The 25452-nt window shown below is 48.0% G+C and carries 22 protein-coding genes; 11 read left to right on the top strand and 11 right to left on the bottom strand.

The window, feature by feature from the left end:
* Positions 1–71: 71 nt before the first annotated feature.
* From JXQ28_09125 to uvrB, 3 genes are all read right to left on the bottom strand, one after another.
* Entirely contained in the window at positions 72–890 is an 819-nt protein-coding gene (locus tag JXQ28_09125; protein MBN2277894.1) for a prohibitin family protein, read from the bottom strand.
* 102 nt (positions 891–992) lie between these two features.
* Positions 993–1862, bottom strand: coding sequence for a hypothetical protein (locus JXQ28_09120; protein MBN2277893.1), 870 nt, complete (start codon positions 1860–1862; stop codon positions 993–995).
* Positions 1863–1867: 5 nt separating this feature from the next.
* Positions 1868–3886 carry an excinuclease ABC subunit UvrB gene (uvrB, locus tag JXQ28_09115; GenBank protein ID MBN2277892.1) on the bottom strand — a complete coding sequence of 673 codons (2019 nt, stop codon included), beginning with the start codon at positions 3884–3886 and terminating at the stop codon, positions 1868–1870.
* A gap of 301 nt (positions 3887–4187) precedes the next feature.
* Here uvrB and rplU point away from each other — a divergent pair, with 301 nt between their 5' ends.
* Genes rplU through lpxD form a run of 4 tightly spaced genes read left to right on the top strand, consistent with a single transcriptional unit; the run spans position 4188 to position 8627 of the window.
* A complete protein-coding gene (rplU, locus tag JXQ28_09110) occupies positions 4188–4508 on the top strand; it encodes a 50S ribosomal protein L21 (GenBank protein ID MBN2277891.1) in 321 nt (106 codons plus the stop codon).
* Positions 4509–4525: 17 nt separating this feature from the next.
* On the top strand, positions 4526–7033 hold the full coding sequence (bamA, locus tag JXQ28_09105; protein ID MBN2277890.1) for an outer membrane protein assembly factor BamA: 2508 nt from the start codon (positions 4526–4528) through the stop codon (positions 7031–7033).
* Positions 7034–7062: 29 nt separating this feature from the next.
* Positions 7063–7590, top strand: a complete 528-nt coding sequence (locus JXQ28_09100; GenBank protein MBN2277889.1) for an OmpH family outer membrane protein — start codon at positions 7063–7065, stop codon at positions 7588–7590.
* Positions 7591–7604: 14 nt separating this feature from the next.
* Complete coding sequence (gene lpxD / locus JXQ28_09095) at positions 7605–8627, top strand: UDP-3-O-(3-hydroxymyristoyl)glucosamine N-acyltransferase (GenBank protein MBN2277888.1); 1023 nt, start codon at positions 7605–7607, stop codon at positions 8625–8627.
* 71 nt (positions 8628–8698) lie between these two features.
* Here the strand turns inward: lpxD and JXQ28_09090 are convergent, their stop codons facing one another.
* Positions 8699–9133, bottom strand: a complete 435-nt coding sequence (locus JXQ28_09090) for a single-stranded DNA-binding protein (GenBank protein ID MBN2277887.1) — start codon at positions 9131–9133, stop codon at positions 8699–8701.
* Positions 9134–9273: 140 nt separating this feature from the next.
* Between JXQ28_09090 and JXQ28_09085 the strand changes: the two genes are divergently transcribed.
* Genes JXQ28_09085 through JXQ28_09065 form a run of 5 tightly spaced genes read left to right on the top strand, consistent with a single transcriptional unit; the run spans position 9274 to position 13419 of the window.
* Positions 9274–10083, top strand: a complete 810-nt coding sequence (locus tag JXQ28_09085; GenBank protein ID MBN2277886.1) for an NAD+ synthase — start codon at positions 9274–9276, stop codon at positions 10081–10083.
* A gap of 8 nt (positions 10084–10091) precedes the next feature.
* Entirely contained in the window at positions 10092–10808 is a 717-nt protein-coding gene (gene rsmI / locus JXQ28_09080) for a 16S rRNA (cytidine(1402)-2'-O)-methyltransferase (GenBank protein MBN2277885.1), read from the top strand.
* A complete protein-coding gene (locus JXQ28_09075; GenBank protein ID MBN2277884.1) occupies positions 10801–11712 on the top strand; it encodes a phosphatase PAP2 family protein in 912 nt (303 codons plus the stop codon). Before rsmI ends, JXQ28_09075 begins: the two co-directional genes overlap by 8 nt.
* On the top strand, positions 11702–12517 hold the full coding sequence (gene lgt / locus JXQ28_09070; protein ID MBN2277883.1) for a prolipoprotein diacylglyceryl transferase: 816 nt from the start codon (positions 11702–11704) through the stop codon (positions 12515–12517). Before JXQ28_09075 ends, lgt begins: the two co-directional genes overlap by 11 nt.
* Entirely contained in the window at positions 12517–13419 is a 903-nt protein-coding gene (locus tag JXQ28_09065) for a DMT family transporter (GenBank protein MBN2277882.1), read from the top strand. The genes lgt and JXQ28_09065 overlap by 1 nt, the downstream gene beginning before the upstream one ends.
* Before the next feature lie 19 nt (positions 13420–13438).
* Here the strand turns inward: JXQ28_09065 and nadA are convergent, their stop codons facing one another.
* Positions 13439–14518 (bottom strand): quinolinate synthase NadA, encoded by a 1080-nt coding sequence (nadA, locus tag JXQ28_09060; protein MBN2277881.1) that lies wholly within the window; start codon positions 14516–14518, stop codon positions 13439–13441.
* Positions 14519–14785: 267 nt separating this feature from the next.
* Between nadA and JXQ28_09055 the strand changes: the two genes are divergently transcribed.
* Positions 14786–16465, top strand: a complete 1680-nt coding sequence (locus JXQ28_09055) for a glutamine--tRNA ligase/YqeY domain fusion protein (GenBank protein ID MBN2277880.1) — start codon at positions 14786–14788, stop codon at positions 16463–16465.
* Positions 16466–16525: 60 nt separating this feature from the next.
* Here JXQ28_09055 and JXQ28_09050 read toward each other — a convergent pair whose 3' ends face one another.
* The 6 genes from JXQ28_09050 to JXQ28_09025 all read right to left on the bottom strand — a co-directional run bounded on the left by JXQ28_09050 (position 16526) and on the right by JXQ28_09025 (position 22113).
* Positions 16526–17008 carry a redoxin domain-containing protein gene (locus JXQ28_09050; protein ID MBN2277879.1) on the bottom strand — a complete coding sequence of 161 codons (483 nt, stop codon included), beginning with the start codon at positions 17006–17008 and terminating at the stop codon, positions 16526–16528.
* 153 nt (positions 17009–17161) lie between these two features.
* A complete protein-coding gene (locus tag JXQ28_09045) occupies positions 17162–17665 on the bottom strand; it encodes a ferritin family protein (GenBank protein ID MBN2277878.1) in 504 nt (167 codons plus the stop codon).
* A 62-nt stretch (positions 17666–17727) separates the two neighbouring features.
* Positions 17728–17895, bottom strand: coding sequence for a hypothetical protein (locus JXQ28_09040; protein MBN2277877.1), 168 nt, complete (start codon positions 17893–17895; stop codon positions 17728–17730).
* A gap of 4 nt (positions 17896–17899) precedes the next feature.
* The gene (locus JXQ28_09035; GenBank protein MBN2277876.1) at positions 17900–19327 is read right to left on the bottom strand and encodes a glutamate--tRNA ligase; all 1428 of its coding nucleotides are present in this window, start codon (positions 19325–19327) and stop codon (positions 17900–17902) included.
* A gap of 61 nt (positions 19328–19388) precedes the next feature.
* Positions 19389–19898 (bottom strand): DUF3566 domain-containing protein, encoded by a 510-nt coding sequence (locus tag JXQ28_09030; protein MBN2277875.1) that lies wholly within the window; start codon positions 19896–19898, stop codon positions 19389–19391.
* Positions 19899–19998: 100 nt separating this feature from the next.
* On the bottom strand, positions 19999–22113 hold the full coding sequence (locus tag JXQ28_09025; protein MBN2277874.1) for an acetate--CoA ligase family protein: 2115 nt from the start codon (positions 22111–22113) through the stop codon (positions 19999–20001).
* 735 nt (positions 22114–22848) lie between these two features.
* On the opposite strand from JXQ28_09025, the gene JXQ28_09020 reads away from it, so the two are divergent.
* Positions 22849–25452: hypothetical protein (locus JXQ28_09020; GenBank protein MBN2277873.1), on the top strand; the 2604-nt coding region annotated here is incomplete at its 3' end.

Raw genomic sequence — 25452 nt, 5'->3', positions numbered from 1 at the left:
AATGGATATTCATACAATTTTATAAAATCCCGGTCCTTTTACAGAAAAGACCGGGATTTTGACAAGATTAATTAATTGCCGCCAAGGATAACCGGAAGACCATGTTTTGAATCGCCGATAATAACTATCTTGGTATTCTGCGATTCCGCCAGCTTCTGAGTCGCCTCGATTCCCTTCCAGGTCAAAAGCGAGGGTGTCACCCCGGAGGCAACGATTTTCTGGAAATCGGCAATACCCTGGGCCTCGATCCGTTTCCGCTCCGCCTCCTGCTTTTCCTTCAGAAGAACGAATTCCATTTTCTGTGCCTCCTGATCGGCCTCCAGCTTGGCATTGATGGCTTCAGTTATCTTCTGAGGCAAAACCACATTCCTGATGATTATATTTTCAACTGATATGAACTTCTGAACCATCAACCCCTGCATTTCCGATAGAATTTCACTGGCAATCGCTTCCCTTTTGGAGGAGTAAATTTCTTCGGGTTTGTATTTTCCCACTACCGCCCGGGCCACTCCGCGCATAGCCGGGGCGACGGCAATATTAAAATAATTTTTACCAACCGTTATCTGGAGCGAATCCAGCTTGTCGGCCACCGGTCGGTACCAGATGGTAACTTCAAGTCCGATTGAGGCGCCGTCGGCCGAAAGCACATGCAAATCCTCGCGGCTTTCATTAAGCTGAATCTGGTAAACGAACATGGTATTCCATGGGAAATGCCAGTTGAAACCTTCAGCATAAATCTTCCCCATCTCCGTTCCATCGCCGAATTTATAATAGAATACCCCCCGATGTCCCGATGGAATCTGGGTCCCGCAACCGATTATCCCGGAAATAAAAACCAAGATCAATAACAGCGGTAACAGCCGGTGTGCCCTGAGATGACGATCAAACATAAGACCTCCATGTTATAAATGTTACAATTGATTAATTCCCTTTAAATGGTCCCGTAAGAATGTTACAAAGAGGCGCGATTTAATACAAGGCAAAAATCGGGATTATTTTGAATTATTGATTTTAAATGGTATTGCCTGATCGACCTTTTTAACCAGTGTCGAATCATTATCCAGTACCCATGAACCGTCAACAATAAACAGGTTGAAAAATGCCTCGCTTGAAGATGGTAAACGCCAACCCGTTGTATATTTGTCGCCGGAAAGTACCGTCCTGAAACTTCCGATTACCTTTCCTCCGACCAGAGGAAAGACATTCAGCGATTGATCGGTCGTGAATACTATCGAATCCTTCGGAGAAATAATCACAACATTGTTTTTATTGAAATATTTCCAAAATTTAATATGTGGAATATACATAATATACATGGTGTCGGGCGGTAACGTTGAAAATGCCTCTCCGCCTGAAGATTTGAATTCGCCGACCGCGGCGGCGGCCGTTGTTACACATGAATATCCCCAGAAACGCCAGCCGTGATATTCATAGTTGTCATCATATAGTTTTAGAAAATATGCCCGCCTGGTAACCCAGCTTTCCATGTAATGGTAAAATGCCGTATCGCTATTTCCGATCGTGTCGACCCGGCCATAAAAGAAATCATGGATTTCAATCACGGCATTCAAAATCTGATCAAATCCACCGATATCACGTGGAATCGTATCGATGTCGCAGTCATAATATCTGATAGTGGAATCAATATGTACCATTACCCGGAGGGTATCATCGGCGTAATAGGAATCTTCAGGGTAAAGATTGATGGTATACAATTCTCTTCCGTCGACAGATTCCTCGATAAAAGAGCGCATCTCATCGAAATATGTCGTTTTATCCGGATCATCGGGACTGCATGATATTGAAATAACCATCAGGGAGAAAAGAACGGCCATAAGTACATAACGGTTAAAGGCAGACATTTATATTACCTCTTTTTCCTGTTTCTCAGGGTATCTTTGATATTCTTGATCTCGTCGCGGAGAGCCGCGGCCGTTTCGAATTCCAGATTCTGAGCGGCTTTTTTCATGGCCGCCATCAGGAAGTTAATCTGTCCTTCGGCCGTCATCTGGGCGAAATAATCAGGTTTCTCGATCACCTGCTCGTCATCAGCCGTCCGGGAATCGGCGAATTGAGTCGCTTTCAATATCTCATCCCGGGTTTTGAATATCGTCTCCGGTTCAATATGGTGCTCTTTGTTATATTCCAACTGCTTCAACCGGCGGCGCTCGGTTTCCTCGATCGCCTTCCTCATCGAATCGGTAACCTTGTCGGCGTAAAATATCACTTCCCCGTTTTTATTTCGTGCCGCTCTCCCGGCCGTTTGAATCAATGACCGTTCCGATCTTAAAAAGCCTTCCTTATCGGCATCAAGGATTGCCACCAGTGAGACTTCCGGAAGGTCCAATCCCTCCCGGAGTAGATTTATCCCGACCAGAACATCGAATTCCGACAGACGTAAATCCCGGATAATTTCGGTCCGGTCGATGGCGTCGATTTCACTGTGCAGGTAACGAACCCGGATATTCAGTTTGGCCAGATAGTTGGTCAAATCCTCGGCCATCCGTTTGGTCAGAGTCGTCACCAGAATTCTCTCGTGGCCAGCTACGCGTTTTCGAATCTCGTCGATCAAATCATCCACCTGAGTTGCCAGCGGTCTGACCGTGATTTTGGGATCGACCAGGCCGGTCGGCCGGATTACCTGTTCCACAATCACTCCCCCGGATTTCTCCAGTTCGTAATCGGCCGGGGTGGCCGAGACAAAAACCGCCCGATCTATAAGCGATTCGAATTCATCGAAAAAAAGCGGCCGGTTATCAAGCGCCGAGGGTAACCGAAAACCATGTTCCACAAGAACTTCCTTGCGCGAACGATCCCCCGCGAACATCCCCCTGATCTGCGGCACCGTCTGATGTGATTCATCGATTATTAAAAGGAAATCCTTGGGGAAAAAATCAATCAGGGTGGCTGGTCGTTCACCCGGAAGCCGCCCGGTCAGATGCCGGGAATAGTTTTCGATACCACTGCAATAACCGATTTCCTTCATCATTTCCAGATCATAATGAGTCCGCGAATCCAACCGCTGCATCTCCAGAAGTTTATCCGCGGCGCGGAGTTCCGCCAGTCTTCCCGCCAGTTCTTCCTCGACCTGTTTTATCGCTCGATCGAGTTGCGGCCGGGTAGTTACGAAATGCTTGGCCGGGTAAATGGCCACCTTTTGCCGTTCATTCAATATCTCACCGGTCAGAGGATCGATTTCGGTTATCCGCTCGATCTCATCTCCAAACATCTCCAGCCTCAGGGCCGTTTCCTGGTAGGCCGGAATCAGCTCGATAGTATCTCCCTTGACACGGAAATTACCTCGGGCGAAATTGATATCGTTACGATTATAGTGAATATCGATCAGGGACCGAATGATTTCATCGCGATCCGCCTTTTGCCCCACTTCCAGAAACAGCAGGAGATTCCGGTAATCCTCTGGAGATCCCAATCCGTAAATGCACGAAACCGAAGCGACAATAATGACATCGTCTCTTTCCAGAAGTGAAGCTGTTGCCCGAAGACGGAGCCGGTCGATATCCTCATTCATTGAGGTGTCTTTTTCGATATAAGTGTCGGTGGTCGGAAGATAAGCCTCGGGCTGATAATAATCGTAATAACTGATAAAAAACTCCACGGCGTTTTTCGGGAAGAAGGCTTTCAATTCCCCGTATAACTGGGCCGCCAGGGTTTTATTATGTGATATCACCAGGGCCGGACGGCCATACTCCTTGATGACATTGGCCATGGTGAAGGTTTTGCCGGAACCGGTAACACCCAGCAGGGTCTGGAATTTATCGCCGCGGTGAAGCCCTGCCGTCAATTCCCGGATGGCCTGCGGCTGATCGCCCCGCGGCGTGTATTTCGAAACCAACTGGTAAGGGGATCGGTTACTGCCGGTTTTCATGGAAATGTTTGTATCGATTTTCCTTGTCATCTTCATATTTTTGCCGTTTTCTCAATATATATTTACCTGCCAATATCGCAATCTAATTATAAACGAGCCATCACATCATAATGTTTACATTTGAATTGGAACCGCTTGTCTGTTGGGGGGTTTAATAAAGTGAAGATAAAGCGTAACATGGCAGGATTAAAGAGCGTATAATATGTTAGGGCAAATTTTATCTTGACACCCGTGATTAAAAGAATAACTTATAGAATTCCAAATTGTTAGGGTTCTATATATTGTATTGGAGGATCTTGAAATGTATGCTGTTTTTGAAACCGGAGGATTGCAATTCAGCGCTGAAGTGGGCACGCAGATAAAAATTCCCCATATGACTGCGACACCCGGCGAAATGATCTCGATCGAGAAAGTCATGTTGGTCAATGATGGCGAGAAGTCGTTTGTCGGATCCCCCTATCTGGAATCGGCCAGCATTGAGGCCGAAGTTTTAAATGAAGGTCTGGCCAGAAAAATCGATGTTTATAAATTCAAGAAAAGAACCAAATATCGTAAGGCCCAGGGGCATCGCCAGAAATACACGGAAATCAAGATTAAGAAAATCACTCCACCCGAAAATTGAACCACGGCGAAGTACACATGACACGGAAATGGCCGGCATCACGGATGATCCGGCCTTTTGTGCTGGCTGTGGTGGCGATGGTTATTTTCTTACCCCAACTCCGGGCACAGACTTTTAATGTTGTTAATGTCAATGTGGTCGGCAATAAAGTCGCCTCAACAAGTCTTATCCTGTCGGTCGCCGGAATAAAAAAAGGGGATGAACTGACCGCCTCCGTTACCCAGGAAGCCGTCAGCCGCCTCTATGGACTGGGCTTTTTTCGTGATATCGAAATTCTGGCCGAAGAAGTTACCGGCGGCTTGAACCTGACAATCAAGGTGACCGAATTACCCAAACTCGGGGTTCTTAAGTTCACCGGCAACAAAGAAATCAAAACCAATGATATCAAGGAAAAACTAAACCTGACCGGCGGCAGTTACCTGTCCCAGAATCTTATCTATGAAAAAAGAAATAAAATAACTGATATTTATGGTGAAAAAGGGTACTATCTGGTTCAGGTCGATTTCGGTCTTCAGTACAGTCAGGATTCCTCGATAGCCGATCTGACTTATAATATCAGCGAGGGTTCCAAGGTCAAAGTGGAGAAAGTCGTTCTGACCGGCAACGAGCGAGTCCCTGCCAAGGATATCATCGGGAAAATGCGCAATCGAAAACGCGGACTGCTTAAATCCTCCAATTTCGATAAAGAAAAGTACCCTGAGGATATGGAAAAAATAATCACTTACCTGCATAATAAAGGTTTTATCGACGCTTACCTGAAGTCGGATTCCATTGCCATTGACAGCGCCCGCAATCGCATGACCATTTATCTTGATATTTATGAAGGACCGCGGTACTATTTCGGGACGACTCAGTTCACCGGCAATGAGGTCCTGCCCGATGAAATTCTGGCGAGTGTTCTAAAATACAAGGAAAACGCGGTTTTCGACAACGAGAAATTCGATGAGTCGATTTACGAAATTTATTTCCTCTACCAGGAAAAAGGGCATCTCCATGTCCGCGTTATCGATGATAGAAAAACCAGCGACAGCCTGATTAATATAACTTTTGATATCGTCGAGGGTTTACCTTCTGAAATCAACCTGGTTCGTATTCTCGGTAACACCCGGACCAAAGAAAAAGTCATCCGCCGGGAAATGTCGATTCGACCGGGACAAGTTTTCCATCGCTCGCTGTTAATCCGATCGGTTCGCGATATTATGCAGCTGAATTATTTCGGCAATGTTACTCCGGATATCACCAATCTGCCGTCGGGTGATGTCGATGTCGTCGTCACTGTCGAGGAAAAACCCACCGCCCAGGTTTCGGCCGGGGCCGGTTACTCCGGAGTCGATAAATTCGTCGGCACGTTTGGTCTGGGTATTCCCAATTTCCGTGGTATGGGACAGAATCTGTCGCTTAATATGGATATCGGAAGTACCACCAATTCCTATTCCCTTTCTTTCACCGAACCATGGGCTTTCTCCACCCCGACCTCAGTTGGTGTGGATTTGTATTCCACCAACCGCGAATGGTATTCCGACTATACCGAAGGGCGGCGCGGCGGTGCCATTCGAATCGGCCGCCGGTTGCGATGGCCGGACAATTATTTCCGCGCCTATGCCCGTTACCGTATCGAAGGGGACCGTTTCTATGATTTCAGCGATAGTTATACCGCATCGCATTCGGAATTGACGATTGACGCTTACGAGGAATATGTTCCCGTTTATGATACTTCCGGTACGATTATTATCGATTATACTCTCGATACCACCTATAATTATGAATATGGATCACCTCTCGTAGGTTCTCTGGAAAGATTCAATAAAAACTGGCTGACCCTGTCGAGTGTTGAATTATCAGTCATCAGGGACAGCCGTGATCTTCCCCAGTTCGCCACCAGGGGCTCGATTATTTCCTATTCGCTGGAACAATCCGGTGGGATTCTGGGCGGATTCTGGGAATATCAGAAACATGTTCTGACTGTTTCCAAATTCATTCCGCTGCTCTGGAAATTCGTCCTGGCCAGCCAGGTTACGGCAGGGCTGGTCTCCTCGCCCGGGGCCGATACCACTATTCTCGAATCGGAACGCTTCTCCCCCGGCGGAACCGGCTACAGCGGTATTATCCGCGGTTATGATGATGGCTCCCTGACGCCCGACTCGACCATAACCAGATATGTCACCACCAATTATTATGATGCCACCAGTGGATCCGATAGTATCCTTGTCGAAACGGTTATCGACACCACTACTTACACCACTCGGGTGCGTGGTAAGTACATGCTGGTTGGGAACTTCGAGCTGCAACTACCCATTATCGAAAACCAGTTGTATGGTCTGGCCTTTTTCGATATCGGCAACTCCTGGCTGCATCAATCCGATATCAACCTGAGTAACCTTTATCGAGGGGTCGGGCTCGGTTTCAGGCTGGTTGTCCCCGGTATAGGCACCATCGGATTCGACTTCGGTTATGCCCTGGATGAACACGGCGATGATGGCAAGGGATGGAAACCTCATTTTCAGGTAGGCACAACATTCAGATAATTATGTAATTTTAACATACGAGGAGAGAAATGTTAAAAGGTAAATCGTTTTTATTAACCGGATTGGCAGTTTTGCTGATAATGGCTCTTTCAACCCCGGGTCAGGCTCAAATAGGTAAGGTCGGGTATATCGATTCCGATCGCATTTTCGCCGAATACAAGGACTGGGCCAAAGCTCAGGAAGAATTCAACACGTTGTACAAGGCCTGGGATGATGAGGCCAAAGAAATGCAAAAGGCCTATGAAGATATGACGACGGAATACGAAAAACAGCAGTTGATTCTCTCGCCCGACAAGAAAAAGGAAAGAGAAGCCGCTATTGAGGCCAAACGCCAGAGCCTGGATGCTTTTACGCGCGATGTTTTCGGACCCAGTGGCCGCGCCGAGCGAAAACAAAGCGAGCTGGTCAAGCCCCTGCTGGATAAAATCAACACCGCTATTGAACGCGTGGCCACCGAAGGCAATTATGATTTTATCTTCAATTCCGGGGGCCTTGCCTATGCCAAGCAGGATTTTGACATTACCGATAATGTACTGGATATTCTGGAAGAACAATAAAGGGGTAATCCGGTGTGGGCATTAAACTGAAAGAATTGGCCCGAATCGCCGGTGGTAAACTGGCCGGCGACGGCAATCTGATTATTGAATCCGCGGCCCCGATCAATTCTGCCGGGCCGAGGCAGATAACCTTCGTCGCCAATAACAGATATGCGAAATTTCTTGAAACGACCGCCGCCTCGGCGGTCGTTCTGTCTCCAGACCAGAAATTTGATCGTCTCCCCGTTATTTTCCACAAAGACCCCTATTTCGCCTTTGCTCTTATTCTCGATATCCTTTACCCGGAATCCGGTCAGGGGCAACCGGGGGTTAACCCTACCGCCGTTGTGGCATCCTCGGCCGCCATCGGCCAGGGTTCATCGGTTGGGGCGCTGTCTTATATCGGTGAAAATACCATCATCGGTGAAAACACCGCAATTATGCCGAAAGTCTATCTGGGGCGAAATGTCATGCTGGGGAATAATTGCAAAATCCATCCGGGCGTTAATCTACTTGATGATACGCACATAGGAAATAATGTCATCGTTCACAGTGGAACCGTAATCGGCTCTGATGGTTTCGGATATGCCCGGCACGAAAGCGGTATTAAAAAGGTCAAACAGGTCGGATGGGTGGAAATCGGCAACGAGGTTGAAATCGGAGCCAATGTGACCATTGACCGGGGTGCGCTGGGTCCGACCAGAATCGGTAATTCGGTCAAGATCGACAACCTGGTTCAAATTGCCCATAATGTGGAAATCGGAGATTTCTCGATCATTATTTCCCAAACCGGTATTTCCGGATCCACCAAACTGGGCCGGGGTGTGATTCTGGCCGGCCAGGTCGGAATTGTCGGGCATATTGAGCTTGGCGATGGCGTTATGGTTGGAGCCAAATCAGGTATTAAAAGCTCCGTTCCCTCCGGGCAAAATATGTTCGGTTATCCGGCCCGGGAAATAGGCCGCCAGAAAAGAATTGAGGCCTGTATCAATAGACTTCCGGAACTCCTCAAACGCGTCAACCAATTGGAAAAAAAAGTCAATCCCGATCAGGAATAATATTTTCTGCAATTGAAAAAGGCGGGACATCCCGCCTTTTTTATGGATCAATGCAATTTGCGTAATTCGCTTTAGAACGGCAAATCATCGTCCTCGCCGCTTAAATCACCCGCCGGCGGCGCCTCGGGTGGCATCTCCGTGCTCTGGGCCGGCTGCCCGGCGCCCTGATCGCGGCCGCCCAGGAATTGAAGTCGTTGGGCGACGATCTCGGTCGTATATCGCTTATTGCCGTCCTTATCCTCCCATGAGCGGGTCTGGATTCTTCCCTCAACATACACCGTTCGGCCTTTAGCCAGATATTCCTTGGCAATTTCCGCCTGCCGACCCCATACCACAATATTATGCCACTCGGTCCGGTCCTGCATAACGCCGTCTTTGTCCCGCCATTTCTCCGATGTCGCCATAGAAAAAGAGGCGACCGCCTGTCCCCCCGGTGTATAACGAAGTTCCGGATCCTTGCCAAGATTACCGATAAGGATTGCCTTGTTTATTCCTGCCATGGGTATCCTTCCTTTGAATGTTGGAATCGTTTGGATGAATATAATGGCCGTTTCCCTCCCTGTCAATAACATCTGTGGATTGCAAAGATTTTGCTTGTTGTGTTTTGTCAATCGTATTATTATCAACAAAATTACGCGAAGGGGATATGGATATAATAATCTCAAATGAACGGGCGCTGGCAACCACCCTGGAAAAATTCCTTAAGGATAAGCTGGTCAATTCCGGATTAAAAGGCTATATCCTCGGTCTCTCAGGCGGGATTGATTCATCGCTGGCCGCCTCCATTGCCGCTCGGGCGATCGGAGCCAATCAAATTCATGGTTTAATGATGCCTTATAAACATTCCTCGGGCGATTCGCTGGCCGATGCTGAGAGGCTGGTTAAACAACTGGGTATAAGCTCTGAGACAATTGAAATAAGCCCGATGATTGATGACTATTATAAAAATGTGTCAATCGTTAATAAAGTCCGGCTGGGCAATAAAATGGCCAGGGAAAGGATGTCGATCCTGTTCGATCGGGCCTATGAAATGGGCTGTCTCGTTTTGGGCACCTCCAACCGTACCGAAATCTGCCTCGGATACGGTACATGGTACGGCGATATGGCCTGTTCGGTTAACCCGCTGGGTATGCTTTATAAAACGCAGGTCCGACAGATGGCCCGTTATTACGATATTCCGGGGAGCATAATTACAAAAACCCCCTCGGCCGATCTCTGGCCGGGTCAGACCGATGAAGGTGAACTGGGATTGGAATACGAAAAAGTGGATCGGTTATTGTTCATGATAATCGAACAGGGCCTGACTAAACGTTTGGAACTCACGCGGGCCGGTTTCAGCGATGCTTTTATAGTCCGGGCCGTAACTCTGATAAACAAGTTCCATTATAAACGACATCTTCCGGAGATTCCTGATTTAGGCCTTAACCCCATACCGGATAATGTCGTCATTGGATAAACCGCGGGATGAGCGATATTCTGAAAAAAGGCGTTTTGTACCTTGTACCGACCCCTATCGGTAATCTTGGTGATATTACCAGACGGGCCCTGGAGGTTTTGTCCGAATCAGATTTGGTTGCCTGTGAGGATACCCGTCTATCGGGTCGATTGCTGGCTCATTTCGGATTAAAGAAAAAACTGCTCAGTTATCATGATTTCAACGAACAGAAACGGCTCCCGCAATTACTCGAAATACTCAATGGTGGGGGGACTGTCAGTGTTATCACCGATGCCGGTTCGCCGGGGCTGTCCGATCCGGCTTTTCGGATTATCCGAGCCGCTATTGAAAATAATATAGCCGTGTCTCCTCTCCCCGGCCCCAATGCCCTGATTCCGGCCCTGACCGGATCGGGGTTGGCTCTCGATCGATTCTTTTTCGAAGGCTTTCTGCCCCCCAAATCCGGAGCCCGGAAAAACCGGTTATCAGGATTGAAGGAGCTTGATCATACCCTTGTCTTCTATGAATCTCCGCATCGAATCGAAAGGACTATGGCCGATGCTCTGGAAGTCCTTGGTAATCGACAGGCCTGCATTGCCCGGGAGCTGTCGAAAATTCATGAGGAATTTATCCGCGGCCGTATCTCGGAACTGCTCGAAACAGCCAGGGGACGAATACTGAAAGGCGAGATAGTGCTGGTAATAGCCGGAAAATCCGCCGGGGATAGAGAAAATCAGCATGAGTAAGTGTAAGATCTACCCGTTCGATATTATTATTCTCATCTATCTCTCACTGCTTTCGATACTGATATTATTATTCGGGCGACCGCTTTATTTGTACTTCGATGAATTGCTGTTCAATCTGGGTATAACCGCCCTGATTCTGATGATTATCCGTTACCTCTCCGACACCGACAGGAAGATAGTCCTGCTCTTTCGGCTTCTCTATCCGGCCGTGTTGTTTACGTTTTTTTACCGTGAGACCGGCGGATTGATGCATCTGATATTCCCTGATTTTCTGGATTATCAATTAACCGGATTAGAGCGGTCGTTTTTCGGGGACAATCCGACTCTCTGGCTGGACCGAAATTTATTAAATGTCTGGCTGACCGAAATCCTCAGTCTGACATATTTTCTGTATTACCCCATGATCCCCGTTTTTCTCCTGATGGCCTTTATTAAAAAGGAGTATCTGGTAATCGAAAAATCACTGGCCGCCATCTGTCTCACCTTTTTTATCTGCTATCTGATTTTTATCTTCTATCCGATCGAGGGGCCGCGCTATTTCTTCGCCGAAAAATATATTAATTCCATCAGCGGACCGATCTTCCGGCCAATGGTGGAGCTGGTTCAGGCCAAAGGTTCAGTCCATGGAGGGGCTATGCCGTCTTCACATTTCGGAGAGGCTCTGGTGATGCTGATTTTCTGTTTGAAATATTACAAAAAAGCCGCTATTATTTTTTTGGTAATCGATATCGGAATGGCGCTGGGAACTTTTTATGGCCGGTATCATTATGTTTCCGATGTTATCGTCGGCGGAATCATCGGAAGTGTGGTCACAATTATAGTTATGAAATATTATGAGCGATGGTTTATCACCACCGACAAAACCTGTGAGACGGAAGAGAAAGCTGTAAAATATGTATCCTGAATTATTTAAAATTGGTTCTATTGCCATCCGAAGTTACGGCGTCATGCTGGCGATTTCGTTTTTCCTCGGTGTCTATTACGTTAGCCGAATTGTCAAACGGGAGAAACTCAACTTTGAATATTTCCTGACCGTTTCCTATATCATGGTTTTCACTGGGGTGGTCGGGGCCAGGGTTTCATATGTTCTCTTTCATATAGAGGAATTCAGCGGCAACTGGCTTTCTGCTGTCAATCCCTTTCATGCCGATCATTTCGGGATTGCCGGTCTCAATCTCTACGGCGGGATAATCGGGGCCGTGATTTGCTCTTATATTTACCTGAAGGCAAAAAAACTCCCGGTGCTGGAAACCTTTGATATTTTCGCGCCGACCATCGGTCTGGGTTTGATTTTTACTCGGATCGGGTGTTTCCTCAATGGATGCTGTTTCGGGACCCCGACCGGCTTGCCTTGGGGGGTCAGTTTCCCGGAGGGTTCGATTCCGTATTATATCTTTGGATCCGCTCATTTACACCCCTCGCAAATATACAGCTCACTTTATGGATTACTGCTCTTTGTCTTTCTTCACTACCGCTTGAAACATCGCCACTTTCCGGGGCAGATCCTGGCCATGCTGTTTATGGTCGAGGCGATTTTCCGTTATGCTATCGAATATGTTCGTTATTATGAAGATGCCATGCATATCAATATCCTGGGCATGCATCCCACCTACAACCACCTGATATCGATTTCACTGTTTTTGCTGGGTCTGGGTATATATATCATCCAGTACCGCAGGACGGTAAATAAACAGACCGCAGGGGCTTAATGGACGAAAACCGGATCGGTGATCTCTATGCCCTTTCCTGCGCCATTGTCTGCGGGCTGGGAAATATCCCGGCTAAAGTGGCCGTCGAGGGATTAACCCCGGAGATTTTTAATATCTATTATTTTTCTTTTGCCTGTATCCTGTCAGCCTTTTTCCTTTTGGAAAAAAAGACTCGGCGGGAAGTTTTGAATGTATCACCCCGGATACTGGGCCTTATTTTCGTTCTGGCCATACTTTTCGCCCTGGCTCTCTACCTGTTTATCACCTCGCTGAAACTGATTGAACCGGCCACGGTTTCTTTTCTTTCCCGGTTCGAGGTCATATTAACCGTAATCCTGGCCTTTTTTCTTTTGAAAGAAAAACTAACGGCCGTGGAATTAATCGGAGGGTTGATTGCCCTGGGTGGTATTTTTATACTCAAATATCACACCAACCTGGCCATTTCAAAAGCCGCCACCCTGATGGTCCTTTCCTCGCTTTTATTTGCCGTGGCAGAAGTCATTATCAAGAAGAATATCAAAAGGCTGGGGACTATTAAATTCCTTTTCTATCGAAATATCTTCATGGTATTTATCATGTATGTCATCCTGCTTATCCGAGGTCAAAACTTGTATCTTCCGCCGGCCAAAACCCTCTGGCTTATATTAATCGCGGCCCTGCTTCTCCCTGTCCTGGGGCGAGCCACCTACATGGAGGCTCTGAAACGAATTAATATCTCCCGGGCCGCCCTGATCAGCCAGTCTACCCCGCTTTTTACCGCTCTTTTTGCCTTTGCCATCCTGCGGAGTCTCCCCGTCCCAATCGAATGGCTTGGAGGGGGATTGATTATTCTGGGAGTTGTGGTTGTTCAGTTATCGCGGAAAAAGATATTAACCGAAAATCGAATTGAAAGACAATCGTAGGAATTTATACCCTGCCGTATCAGTGCACCTCAAGCATCCGCTCAAGAGCCAGATAAGCTTTCTGTCGGACTTCATCCGGCACGGTTATTGTCTTCATATCTTCATAGTTTTCAAGACAATAAGCCAGGTCGTTTAAAGTTGTTCTGTACATGTTGGCGCAAACCGGGCAGGTTTGACCGGAAAGCTCGAAAATCTTTTTATCGGGATGTTCATGGGCCAGCCGGTTGATCAGGTTGATCTCGGTCCCGATGGCAATCACCGAACCGGCCGGTTGCTGTTCCACATATTTAACAATGAAGCTGGTCGAACCGACCGCATCGGCCTGCTCCACCACGGTATGAGAGCATTCCGGATGCACCACGATTTTGACATCCGGATATTTTCCCCGGACTTCGGTTACGTGCCGGGAGCGGAAATTGGTATGAACATGGCAATGGCCTTTCCAGAGAATAACTCTGGCCTTTTCAATTTGCTCGTCGCTTAGTCCGCCCTGCTCTTTGGCAAAATCCCAGAGGACCATATCATCGCGAGACAAGCCGTATTTGATGCCGGTGTTATAGCCCAGATGGCGATCGGGAAAGAAAAACAGTTTCTCACGCCGTTCGAGAGCCCATTTATAGGCCGCATCCGCGTTTGAACTGGTGCAGATGAGTCCCCCATGTTCCCCCACGAAAGCCTTTAGCGAGGCCGCCGAGTTCATATAGGATATCGGCATAATTCGTGTATCGCCGCCGAAAGCTTTCAAAACCTCCCAGGCTTCGAGAACCTCCTCAATCTCAGCCATATCGGCCATCGGGCAACCGGCCAGCGGATTGGGCAGGTAAACCTTTTGATGCGGTTTGGACAGGATATAAGCCGCCTCAGCCATAAAATGAACCCCGCAGAAAATTATCAGATCGACATCATCACGTTCCGCCGCGATTTTGGAAAGTCCGTAAGAATCACCCACGGCATCTCCCGACTCGACTATTTCCGGTCGCTGATAATGATGAGTCAGTATTATCGCCTTCCGACCCAATTTTCCCCTGGCGGATCGGATACTGTCTTTCAGCTCCTCCGTTGTCGATTCACGATATTCTTTCGGCAAGGCAAAATACATAAACAAAATTCCTCAATTTCCACTCCATACGTGAAAGAATTCATAATATACTAACATTTTATGAATGCGCAATGTTTCCGTAAACCGATTCATCGGTTTCTCCGAAAGGCCCTGCCAAAACAATTGCCTTGAAATACCGTATGTCATATATTATCGACTTTTAAACCAGCCCGGTTTTGATTCCGGGCGGCCGTGTAATAAAACCGGTTTTTTCGCCGATGATTGAATAACGTTGTCAAAACGGGTTTTTACTGGAGATAATAGGATATGGAAAACAATGCGACTGCTCCGAATTCGAATTTCATCACCGACATAATCGATGATGATCTCAAACAGGGCAAAAACGATCACCGCGTTCATACCCGTTTTCCGCCGGAACCGAACGGCTATCTCCATATCGGACACGCCAAGTCGATCTGTCTCAACTACGGCATCGCCCGGCGTTACGATGGCCGGTTCAACCTTCGTTTCGATGATACCAATCCCAGCAAGGAAGAAACCGAGTATGTCGAATCGATTATCGAGGATGTCCGCTGGCTCGGGGCCGATTGGGATGACCGTCTTTTCTATGCTTCGGATTATTTCGGAACCCTGTATGAATATGCTGTCAGATTGATTAAAAAGGGTTTGGCCTATGTCGATGATTCCTCGGCCGATGAAATTCGCCGGCGCCGCGGGACTCTGACCGAACCGGGCGAAGAAAGCCCCTACCGCAATCGTTCTATCGAGGAAAACCTGGATCTTTTCGAACGCATGAAAGCCGGTGAATTCCCCGACGGTTCGCGCGTTTTACGAGCCAAAATAGACATGTCGTCGGGCAATCTCAACATGCGCGATCCGGTTATGTACCGCATTCTTCATGCACCGCATCATCGCACCGGTGACAAATGGTGCATTTACCCGATGTACGACTGGGCCCATGGCCAGTCCGATTCGATCGAAGGTATCACCCATTCCATATGTACCCTGGAATTCGAGGATCACCGGCCGCTATACAACTGGTTTGTCGAACATCTTGAAATTCACTCCCCGCGGCAGATCGAATTTGCCCGGCTTAACCTGACTTATACGGTCATGAGTAAACGCAAGCTCCTCCAGCTGGTCCGGGAAAAACATGTCGGCGGCTGGGACGATCCCCGGATGCCGACCGTCTGTGGTCTGAGACGGCGCGGCTATACTTCGGAGTCGATTCGTAATTTTGCCGAACGCATCGGGGTGGCAAAGAAAGACAGTACCGTCGATATCGCTCTACTCGAACACTGCCTGAGAGAGGATCTCAACAAACGGGCCGTCCGGGTTATGGCCGTTCTCGATCCAATCAAAGTCGTTATCGAAAATTATCCTGAAGGAAAGGTCGAGGAACTGGAAGCGGTTAATAATCCCGAAGATGAAACGGCCGGGACTCGCATGGTGCCTTTCTCGCGAGAGGTTTATATCGAGCGCGATGATTTCCGCGAAAATCCGCCAAAGAAATATTTCCGCCTGGCCCCGGGTGCCGAAGTCCGCCTGAAACATGCTTATTTTATAATCTGTAACAAGGTCATTAAAGACAGTAAGACCGGCGAGATTGTCGAATTACGCTGTACATATGATCCCGCTACACGGGGTGGTGATGCGCCGGATGGGCGTCGCGTCAAAGGGACGCTACACTGGGTGTCGGTTTCTCATGCCATCCCGGCTCAGGTGCGCCTTTATGATAAATTGTTTTTTAAGGAAAACCCGGAAGAGGATGATGATTTCAAAGTCAACCTTAATCGTGATTCGCTTCAGATCCTGAATAACTGTAAGCTGGAACCGGGGCTGGCGAAAGCAACACCGGGCGATTATTTCCAGTTCATGAGACAGGGTTATTTTGTGGTTGATTCCCGGGATTCACGGCCCGAGGCCCTGATTTTCAATCGTTCGGTCGGACTGCGCGATTCCTGGGCCAAGATTGAACAAAAATAAGATTAATTCCGGCCAGGCCGGATTCACGGGAGATGGCTGATATCATCCATCTCTTGTTTTTTATTGATTAATACGGGATAATTCTTCCAGTACCTGTTTATTATCGGGCAGGACCTGCAAACCGGGGCGATCGATAAATCGAATTATCCCCTGTTTATCGACAATGAATATGACGCGGTCACTGTAACCCGATGCGGTCAGGACCCCGTACTTGCGGGCCACTTCACCGTGCGGTGAATTATCGGCCAGCATGGGGTACGATATTCCCCCCAGGGTCTTCTGCCAGGCCTGGTGGCAAGGTACCGAATCGACCGAGATAACCAGAACCTGGGTGTCCAATTTTTCGAAATGGGCGAGATTTTGTTCATAGCCGGGTATCTGGTTGGTGCAAACCGGGGTCCAGTCCATCGGGTAAAAGGCCAGGATGACATTCTTTTTTCCCCGGAAATCAGACAGCCTGATCTTGCCGCCGAGATGTGACGGCAGAATAAAATCGGGAGCCTTACTCCCGACTTTTATTGTTTTTTTGAATAATGAAAACAATATTGTAAATCCGGTCTAATTACGGTTAATCTTCCGCCGGGATAAATCGCTCCGACGAGGCTCCGCATATCGGGCAGACTTCAGGCGGACGATCCTGATCATGGATATATCCGCACACTTCGCATCTGAATTTCATGATTCATCCCACCCGGCTTAATCTTCCATAGGCGATGTGCCATCGGCCGAAAACCAGAAATAATTTCCGGAAATGGCTTCCCGTTCGGCCATCAGAATTTCATAATGACCGTTTTCTTCTTCGGAAAATTCCTTAAGAATTTTCTTGAATTCGGCATCATCCATCTTCTGCGCGGCTTCCTTATAAAACCTCGTCGCCTCAAGTTCCGCTTTCATGGCCAGGTTGATATATTCGATTTCATTATTGAATTTCTTCAAGTTGCCTTTATCGAAAGCGGCCTCAAGCGGGCTGATTCCCTTTTCCGGAAGTTCCCCCACTTCTCCACCGATTATTTTCTTATACCAGCCGGTTAGAACCGACCGATGCCGGCTCTCGTCATTTCGTAAATTCTCGAGTCGTTTTCTTGCCTCGACATTGGTAATCTGTTTGGCCAGTAAATCATAGAAGTTATATCCGTCGATTTCGCTTTTTATGGCGCTCTTTAACAGGGTTGCCTTATCTTTCAATACATTATCATTCATCGCTTGGCTCCTTATATTCGGAAAACAGCCGGTATCTGGCAGTCGATACAGGTTTCCTAAAATTAATTCTTTTTAGTTTTTTGTAATTGCTCGAGTTCCCTTTTAAGTTTCCTCAGTTTGTTCTCATCTCGCTTGCGCTCATCCTTATTGAACAACCCCCCGAAATGATTCTTTTCCATCTTCTCTTCAAGACGCTCGATTTCCAATTCCAGCTTTTGAATTTTATCCATGGTCCTATTTCCCCCCGTTATCAATGTAGGTAATAGCCCTGTTAATTCTTTTTATGGTTTCGTCCTTACCGATAGCTTCCAGTATATCGAACAAACCGGGTCCATGGGGAGCGCCGGATACTGCCAGACGAACGGGATGAATTAATTTCCCCCGTTTGACATTCATCTCCTCGGCGACCGCGTTTAGAGCGGTTTCCAAATTTTCTTTATTGAAATCCCGGATCGTACCGAATTTTGATTCCAGGCTGACCAGGTATTTCCTTCCCTCCATAGTGAATTGCTTCTCCGCCGAGGAGGCATCATATTCGAATTGGCCATCGAAGAAATAACCACTCATATCCACGAAATCGGTCAGACGGCGACAACGCTCTTTGAGCATCCCGACAATCGCCAGCAAATATTGCCAGCGTGTTTCCAGCCAGTATTTGGTGGTCTGACTCGACGCCACCAGAAGCGGCGCTACCAGATCGGCCAGACGGTGGCTTGGCGTATTCCGGATATATTCGGCATTCAGCGAGAGTAGCTTTTCCTCGTCGAAAATGGGATTCGCCTTATTAACGTATTCCAGTTTGAATATTCTGATCAGTTCTTCTCGGGGCAGGTATTCCCGGTCATCCTTGGGCGACCAGCCCAGCAAACAGAGAAAATTAAACAGGGCTTCGGGTAGAATACCCTCATGGGCGTATTCGGCCACGTCCTTATCACCCAGTCGCTTGGAAACTTTTCGTTTATCCGGTCGAAGAATTAGTGGCACATGCGCGAACACCGGTATTTCCAACCCCAGGCCCCGATAGATATGTAACTGTTTAAATGTATTACTTATATGATCGTTGCCGCGAATGACATGGGTAATCCCCATTTCGTGATCATCCACCACCACCGCCAGATTATAAACCGGCGAGCCATCACTGCGGGCGATCACGAAATCTTCGATTTCGCTATTCTGTTTGACAATTGTCCCGGAAATAAAATCATCATACTTCGTTTCACCTTCCGGAATGGCGATCCTGATCGCATATGGGACACCGTCTTCCAGATTCCTGTCGATTTCCTCCTGGGAAAGATGGCGGCATTTTTGATTGTACTGTGGTGAACTTTTCTCGGCCATGGCCTTTTCACGGGCTTTCCGGAGTTCCTCGGGCGAACAAAAACACCGATAAGCCTTATCCGAATCAAGCAATCTCCTGATATAAGGCGTATATCGCTCCATTCGCTGCGATTGATAAATCGGCTCCTCGTCCCAATCCATTCCGAGCCATTTCAAAGCATCAAAGATCGGCTGAATCAATTCCGGCCGAGATCTCTCAGCGTCGGTATCTTCGATTCGTACCAGAAAACGACCGCCCATATTCCGGGCAAACAGCCAGTTGAAAATGGCTGTCCGCGCAGTACCCACATGAAGATAGCCCGTGGGCGACGGGGCAATTCTCACTCGTATCTGCTTATCTGACATATGATATTATATGACAAGCAATTACAGTATATTGTTAAAGTTATGGATTATCATCTTTCGGTTTCTCATCCTCGGGCCGGGGTGTCATTTCCGAGGGCAGGGGTTGTACCGGAGGCGGTGGTGGAGGTGGCGAATACAGCGATTGCTCAGGAGGTTGTTGATAGGTCGGTTGCTGAGGTGGATATGTTGGTGGTTGTTGATATATCGGCTCTTTAGGGGCAATATGAGTCAGATCGAACTCCAATCCGCCAAGGAATCGGGCCAGCATATTGTACAGGAATGTGACTATCAGGGCCATCAGAGTATAGCCAAAGGCCCCCATAAGGGAGAATAGAATCGGATAGATAAGTATCATCGCCCCGAAACTGAGGGTTTGAAAATCCTGAGAAAAGTAGGGTGAGACTGCACCGCCAAACTGCTCTGAAACTGCCAATATAAAGCCCATAAAAATGGCAAAAAACAGGCCGCCGATAAACCCCACGATAAGATTGAGAATAAACATTACCTTGATAACCGACCAGTAACCGACTTTTTTTAATTCATATCGCATAACGGCCTCGCAGATTTTATTAATTCCGTAAATTGATTCGTTGCAATATAAATACCCGATCCGATCATCTCAAGCCTAAAATTCAATCATTTGTCCGATATCACTGGGGATTCAATATAAAACGGGCGTCCACTGCCTTGGAATGATTTTTCCGGGCACAGGCAATAAAAGGATTGATATCTATCTCGGAAAAAACATCGAAGTCGGAAACCAGTTGCGACAGCCGAAGAAGAGAATCCTTCAGCGTTGTCATATCAACCGCCTCGCTTCCCCGAAAGCCCGTCAGCAGACGATACGATTTCAGGTTTTTTATCATTTCATCAGCATTATTGTCGGTCAGGGGATTGATTCTGAAAGAAACATCCTTGAGGATTTCCACATAAATTCCCCCCAGCCCGAACATGATCAAGGGACCGAAGGCCGGGTCGGTAGTCATGCCGATGACCGTCTCGATTCCCCCCGATATCATTTCCTGGACAAAGACCGAAAACTTCTCCCGGCTTTTGCCCTTTTTCATTGAGCCGACATTTTTTTTCAAAACCGAATAGGCTTTTTTAACCTCGCGTGCCGTCCGCAAATCGATTTTCACAGCGCCAAAATCGGTTTTATGTAGAATCTGGGGGGTATTGACCTTTAAAACCACCGGGTAGCCTATTGCCTCGGCCGCCGCCAAAGCTTCTTTTTCCGTGGTGGCGATGGCATTCCTTGTGGTCGGAATACCATATTGGCTCAGTATTTCAAGGGCTTTCTCACCGACTATGGCCGTTTGATTATTCTCGAATGATTCATTGATGATATTTTGAACCGCCGCCCGATTGACTTTAAAGCTTTTATATTTTCCATGGGGCCGCTCCAGCCAGCGGCGATGCCCATCAATTAGTGACAGCGTTTTGGCAATCGCCTCGGGAAATTGATAAACAGGGATTCCGTTCTGCTTGAGGAAATTAACCCCCTCGGAACCCATCCCGGCCCCCATAAAACATGCCAGAATGGCTTTATCGGTTCCTTTTACCCCTTCGAGAATTGATGAGGCGACTTCCATCTGATTGATCGTCACGGGCGGAACGAAAATCGGCATAATTGTATCGAAATTTTTATCTTCCCTGACCACTTCAAGAGCCGCCCGAAATTGCTTTCCTCCCGCCCCGGCGACCAAGTCCAGAGGATTGTTGACCGTCCCCTGTCCCGACAGGGTGCCCTTTAGCTTTTTGGCGGTCACCCCCGTATATGGAGCGACCTGCATACCCAGGCCCACTAAAGCATCGGTTGCCAGCAGAGCCGGACCTCCGGCGTTGGAAACAATTGCCACCCGGTTTCCTTTGGGTATCGGCTGATTGGCCAGGGCGGCCGCCACATCAAAAAGCTCCTCCACCGAAGAGACTCTCAAAACTCCGCATTGATCAAATAAAGCATCCACTGCCACATCAAGTTCCGCAAGAGCGCCGGTATGCGACGAGGCGGCTCGGGCCCCCTGACTGGTCCGGCCCGATTTCACGGCCACAATTGGTTTGGTACGGGAAATCTCCCGGGCTATTTTCGTGAAATGACGGGGATTACCAAAGTTTTCAAGGTAGAGGAGAATGACATCTGTCCGGGGATCATCCTTCCAGAATTCCAATATCTCATTGGCCGAAATGTCGGCCTTGTTGCCGATCGAGGCAAACATCGAAAAACCAAGACCCAGAGCATGGGCATGATTTAAAATAGCTTCCCCCAGGCCGCCCGACTGCGATACAAAACCTACCCGGCCCGGCAGGGCACTGGTTTTTCCAAAGGTGCAGTTAAGGCTGAATGACGGGTCAGTATTGATAACCCCATAGCAGTTGGGGCCAATCATGCGGATTCGATACCTGCGGCAAATATCTATCAACTGTCTTTCCAGTTCCACTCCTTTTCCGCCGACTTCCTTAAATCCGGCGGAAATTACCACCATTCCTCGAACCCCCTTCTGACCGCATTTCTCTGCCACTTCCGGAATATTATCTCGCGGGATGACCATGATGGCCAAATCGACAGCATCAGGGACATCAAGAATCGTCGAATAACACTTAATGGAATGGATGACATCGTAATTGGGATTGACCGGAAAAACCTTGCCATTAAATTCGTTGATAATCAGGTTGTGTAGAATTTCTCGTCCGATAGTCCCTTTTTTGACCGAGGCTCCGATAACGGCCACTGATTTCGGCCGAAAAATATATTCTAAACCCTGCATAATAAATAATCCTTTCTGAATCCGTCAACTGATCTGAATCCTGTCCGGAGGTACCGGGCAACCTTCTTATCCACGTATTTGTCCGCCAAACAACAGTTTATACGAATGAATGTCAAGCAGAATTTGTATGGTTGCCGGTCGATCCACACATAGGCAAGTTGACATAAATGGCCCCCCCATAATAATTCAAATTATTTAAAAATATTCGATATTTGTAATTGTTTTAGTTGATTGTTGTTTCGTAATATATATAATCTCACATTTCAAATCGCGATATGGTGTTTTATTGCGATTGGAGACTTTTGCTGTTAGATAAACTCAGGAAGGCTGTAAAGCCTTATGGTTTAAGTCAGTTAGGTGATTTTTGCTATTGACAATTACTTTTGACTGATATATATTAAATCGTTCTGCAATTTACCTCATGCGCTGAAAGGCAGTAGCAAAGGGTGGGTGGGAAGCAAGTGTAATTTGCGGTTGTATTAGACCTCAAGAGCACGAAGCTTAAAATATAAAAATGATGTTTTTGGGTGATTGATCACCAGTAAAGAGATGTTTATAAATAGCATTCAAACCCCACATCTAAACTTATGCCATTTGAAGGGAGGTGGTTGTTCGGAGAACATAGGATAGTTTTCAGGCAGTTCCTCTGCCATTTTCCGATTCTCCGGAGATATCGGAATTTCTTCAGGAGAATAAGTTGGGAACTTTGACCAAAGGTCTTTGAAAGGAGATAAAATGACCAAAAGACTATCGGCAATTATTGTCCTCTCTTTGCTAATAGTTGCCTTTATGGCGATTACAGTTTTCGCCGCAAAGACTGCCGATAAAAATATCTGGAACCAGCGCATCAAGATGACCAAGAATTCCAAGGCCAGGCTGGCCGGGGCGGAAAACTATGTCGGTTATTCCCCCAATACCGGCGGTGCCCAGGATCTTGGTTTCGATGAAATCAAATCGACTTCTCCTGGTCTCCAGGTTGGTATTACAACCTATGATCTTCAGAGTAATACCCGCATGAACCGCCAGATCGACTGGCGCGGCAGCGAATACGTCCACATGATCTGGATGAAATCGACTTTAAAGGATAACACCACTCTGGATCGTGGAACCGGATACGAACTCTGGGATGCCGATGAAGCAGTCTTTATATTTGAAGGAACCGGCGGCGGTTGCGACATTCATGCCCGTCTTGGCCCGGGTGTCAACTATTCCGGCTATATCAGCTTGGATATCGACACCGAAGGTAAAGCCGTTATTGCCAATCATCATAATGAAGGTGCCGGCTATCATTCCACCGTTTGGTATGACTTCGATGTCGGCTCATGTTTCTTCTCCCCCTATAAACGACCGGTGCCTGATTCAACCATGAAGTACGGCGTTTCTACCACAGATATCAGTCTCGGCGACTGGAGATTCCTATGGCCGTCTCATGAATATCAGGTTTATAACAACGATACCGTGACTCACGTATTTGCTCAGCAGTCCGAAGACAAGGATCCCGAGCCGTCGCTGATTCATTATTTCCGTCGGGTCGGCTCCGATACCGTTGGCGCCTGGGATTATCCGCCGGTTATCATTGATACCGTTCCGGTTATTGCTCAGACCGTTACCGCCTCTCGCGCCAGCGGCAAAGTGGCTTTGGTCTGGCAGGCCCCTCCAGGACAGTACCCCGGCGATCCCGAATCTCTGGAACGTAACTGGCTCGATCCGGGGTTGGGTGTCAACCAGCGGACCAATGATGTTTATTACATGATTTCGACCGATATGGGTGCCAGCTGGGGTTCTAAGGTCAATATGAGCGCTTATGACTCAACCAAGGGCGGCTGGCTTAGCCATGGTGATATGGGTGTCCTCATTGATTCCGATGATTATCTCCATATCGTTTGGTCGGCCCGTGAAATTATCCCGGCCGATGAAGGTCTCGGTGAATACACCACCTTCTATGGCTCTCGTCTGTTGCACTGGGATGAACTCAATGATGAAATCAGAACCGTCAAGGATGCCAACTGGGATATTACCGATGAGGCTTACAATGACAGCACCTGTACTGGCGGCGCCTGGAACGAAATAAGTATTGTTAAGCCTCAGATTTCTGAGTGCGACGGCAAGTTCTACACCATCTTCGTCCAGTTCCTCGACATCGCCAATGGTATCCATGACGACTGCGCCCTGTTGCGCTGGCAAGGTGCCGGTTATTCCGGAACCGCCAATGGTGAACTGTATATTTCAGTTTCCGATAACGGCGGTTATAACTGGGATATTGCCCGCAACCTGACCAATACCTATACTCCGTTATGCGATACCGCTACCGGTACCGAAAATCCCTGCGAATCCGATCACTACCCGTCAATGTCGCGTTTCGGTATGGAAGTCGTTGACGGCGACTTTACCGGTGTTCCGGTTGTCGATCCATCCGGATCGTACAGCGGTGATTTTTATCTCGATGTTCTTTACATCAACGATAAATTCCCCGGTTCGGTTCAGCAGGATGCGGGTATCTGGACGACCAACCCGGTTAAGTGGTTCAGGGTTCCCTGCGTGGAACCGGTTCCCAACCCGGTCCTGGCTTTTACCCCCAGCAGAATTAACGAACCGACCTGGACCAAGCCCACCGTCCAGCTTGATACTGTGGTTAAACTGGAAAACGTCGGTAACGCTCCTTTGACGATTAACAGCATTTCAATTGCCCTGACACCCGGCGATCCGGCCTGGCTTGATGTCAGCAACTATGGCCCGATTACGATTTCGCACCTGTCGCCCAACTTTACCACCATCGACTTGTATATGAATGATGGTGGTGTTGTGACGGCCGCGCCGGCTGTTCTCGAAGGTTATGTCGTGATCAACTCCAACTCGATTGGCGGCCGAACCGATTCTCTCCGCGTTAACCTGATCGTGGCCGATACCGTCCAGTTCCCCGAGGAATCCGAAATCCGCACCGCCTGCGTGCGTCTCTCCTTCAGCAACGCCGGTGGTGTTGGTGATGGCGGCGGTTTGAACGGCAACGGCGGTTACAACCTGAACTACTTCAACGATTGCGATACAACCGATAACAACAGCGGCTCGGATGACCATGCCGGGGTTTACCTGTACGACATGAGTCCTTTCATCTGTTTGATCAAGAGCGGCGACACCGTCCTGAACTATGGCATGTATGATGCCACCTGGTTGTCTGATAACGGTTTCCGTCCTCAGGTTAGTCCTTCGGCGGATTCCAGCACTTATCCGGATTACCAGTATGGTTACTCGGGCATTTTCGTCTCCAAGGATTCGACCATTCTGTTCGACCAGGAGCTCTTTGCCCCGACGGCATCTGACAGTTGTGACTTTGTCGTTTTG

This window comes from Candidatus Zixiibacteriota bacterium (assembly GCA_016933955.1).
In the GTDB taxonomy this organism is placed as follows: Bacteria; Zixibacteria; MSB-5A5; order GN15; family PGXB01; genus JAFGTT01.
This window is presented reverse-complemented; position numbering and strand designations above follow the sequence as displayed.

Coding starts and splice junctions, on each gene's coding strand:
- JXQ28_09125 (MBN2277894.1), bottom strand. CDS start 890: ATGTTTGATCGTCATCTCAGGGCACACCGGCTGTTACCGCTGTTATTG.
- JXQ28_09120 (MBN2277893.1), bottom strand. CDS start 1,862: ATGTCTGCCTTTAACCGTTATGTACTTATGGCCGTTCTTTTCTCCCTG.
- uvrB (MBN2277892.1), bottom strand. CDS start 3,886: ATGAAAACCGGCAGTAACCGATCCCCTTACCAGTTGGTTTCGAAATAC.
- rplU (MBN2277891.1), top strand. CDS start 4,188: ATGTATGCTGTTTTTGAAACCGGAGGATTGCAATTCAGCGCTGAAGTG.
- bamA (MBN2277890.1), top strand. CDS start 4,526: ATGACACGGAAATGGCCGGCATCACGGATGATCCGGCCTTTTGTGCTG.
- JXQ28_09100 (MBN2277889.1), top strand. CDS start 7,063: ATGTTAAAAGGTAAATCGTTTTTATTAACCGGATTGGCAGTTTTGCTG.
- JXQ28_09085 (MBN2277886.1), top strand. CDS start 9,274: ATGGATATAATAATCTCAAATGAACGGGCGCTGGCAACCACCCTGGAA.
- rsmI (MBN2277885.1), top strand. CDS start 10,092: ATGAGCGATATTCTGAAAAAAGGCGTTTTGTACCTTGTACCGACCCCT.
- JXQ28_09075 (MBN2277884.1), top strand. CDS start 10,801: ATGAGTAAGTGTAAGATCTACCCGTTCGATATTATTATTCTCATCTAT.
- lgt (MBN2277883.1), top strand. CDS start 11,702: ATGTATCCTGAATTATTTAAAATTGGTTCTATTGCCATCCGAAGTTAC.
- JXQ28_09065 (MBN2277882.1), top strand. CDS start 12,517: ATGGACGAAAACCGGATCGGTGATCTCTATGCCCTTTCCTGCGCCATT.
- nadA (MBN2277881.1), bottom strand. CDS start 14,518: ATGTATTTTGCCTTGCCGAAAGAATATCGTGAATCGACAACGGAGGAG.
- JXQ28_09055 (MBN2277880.1), top strand. CDS start 14,786: ATGGAAAACAATGCGACTGCTCCGAATTCGAATTTCATCACCGACATA.
- JXQ28_09045 (MBN2277878.1), bottom strand. CDS start 17,665: ATGAATGATAATGTATTGAAAGATAAGGCAACCCTGTTAAAGAGCGCC.
- JXQ28_09040 (MBN2277877.1), bottom strand. CDS start 17,895: ATGGATAAAATTCAAAAGCTGGAATTGGAAATCGAGCGTCTTGAAGAG.
- JXQ28_09030 (MBN2277875.1), bottom strand. CDS start 19,898: ATGCGATATGAATTAAAAAAAGTCGGTTACTGGTCGGTTATCAAGGTA.
- JXQ28_09025 (MBN2277874.1), bottom strand. CDS start 22,113: ATGCAGGGTTTAGAATATATTTTTCGGCCGAAATCAGTGGCCGTTATC.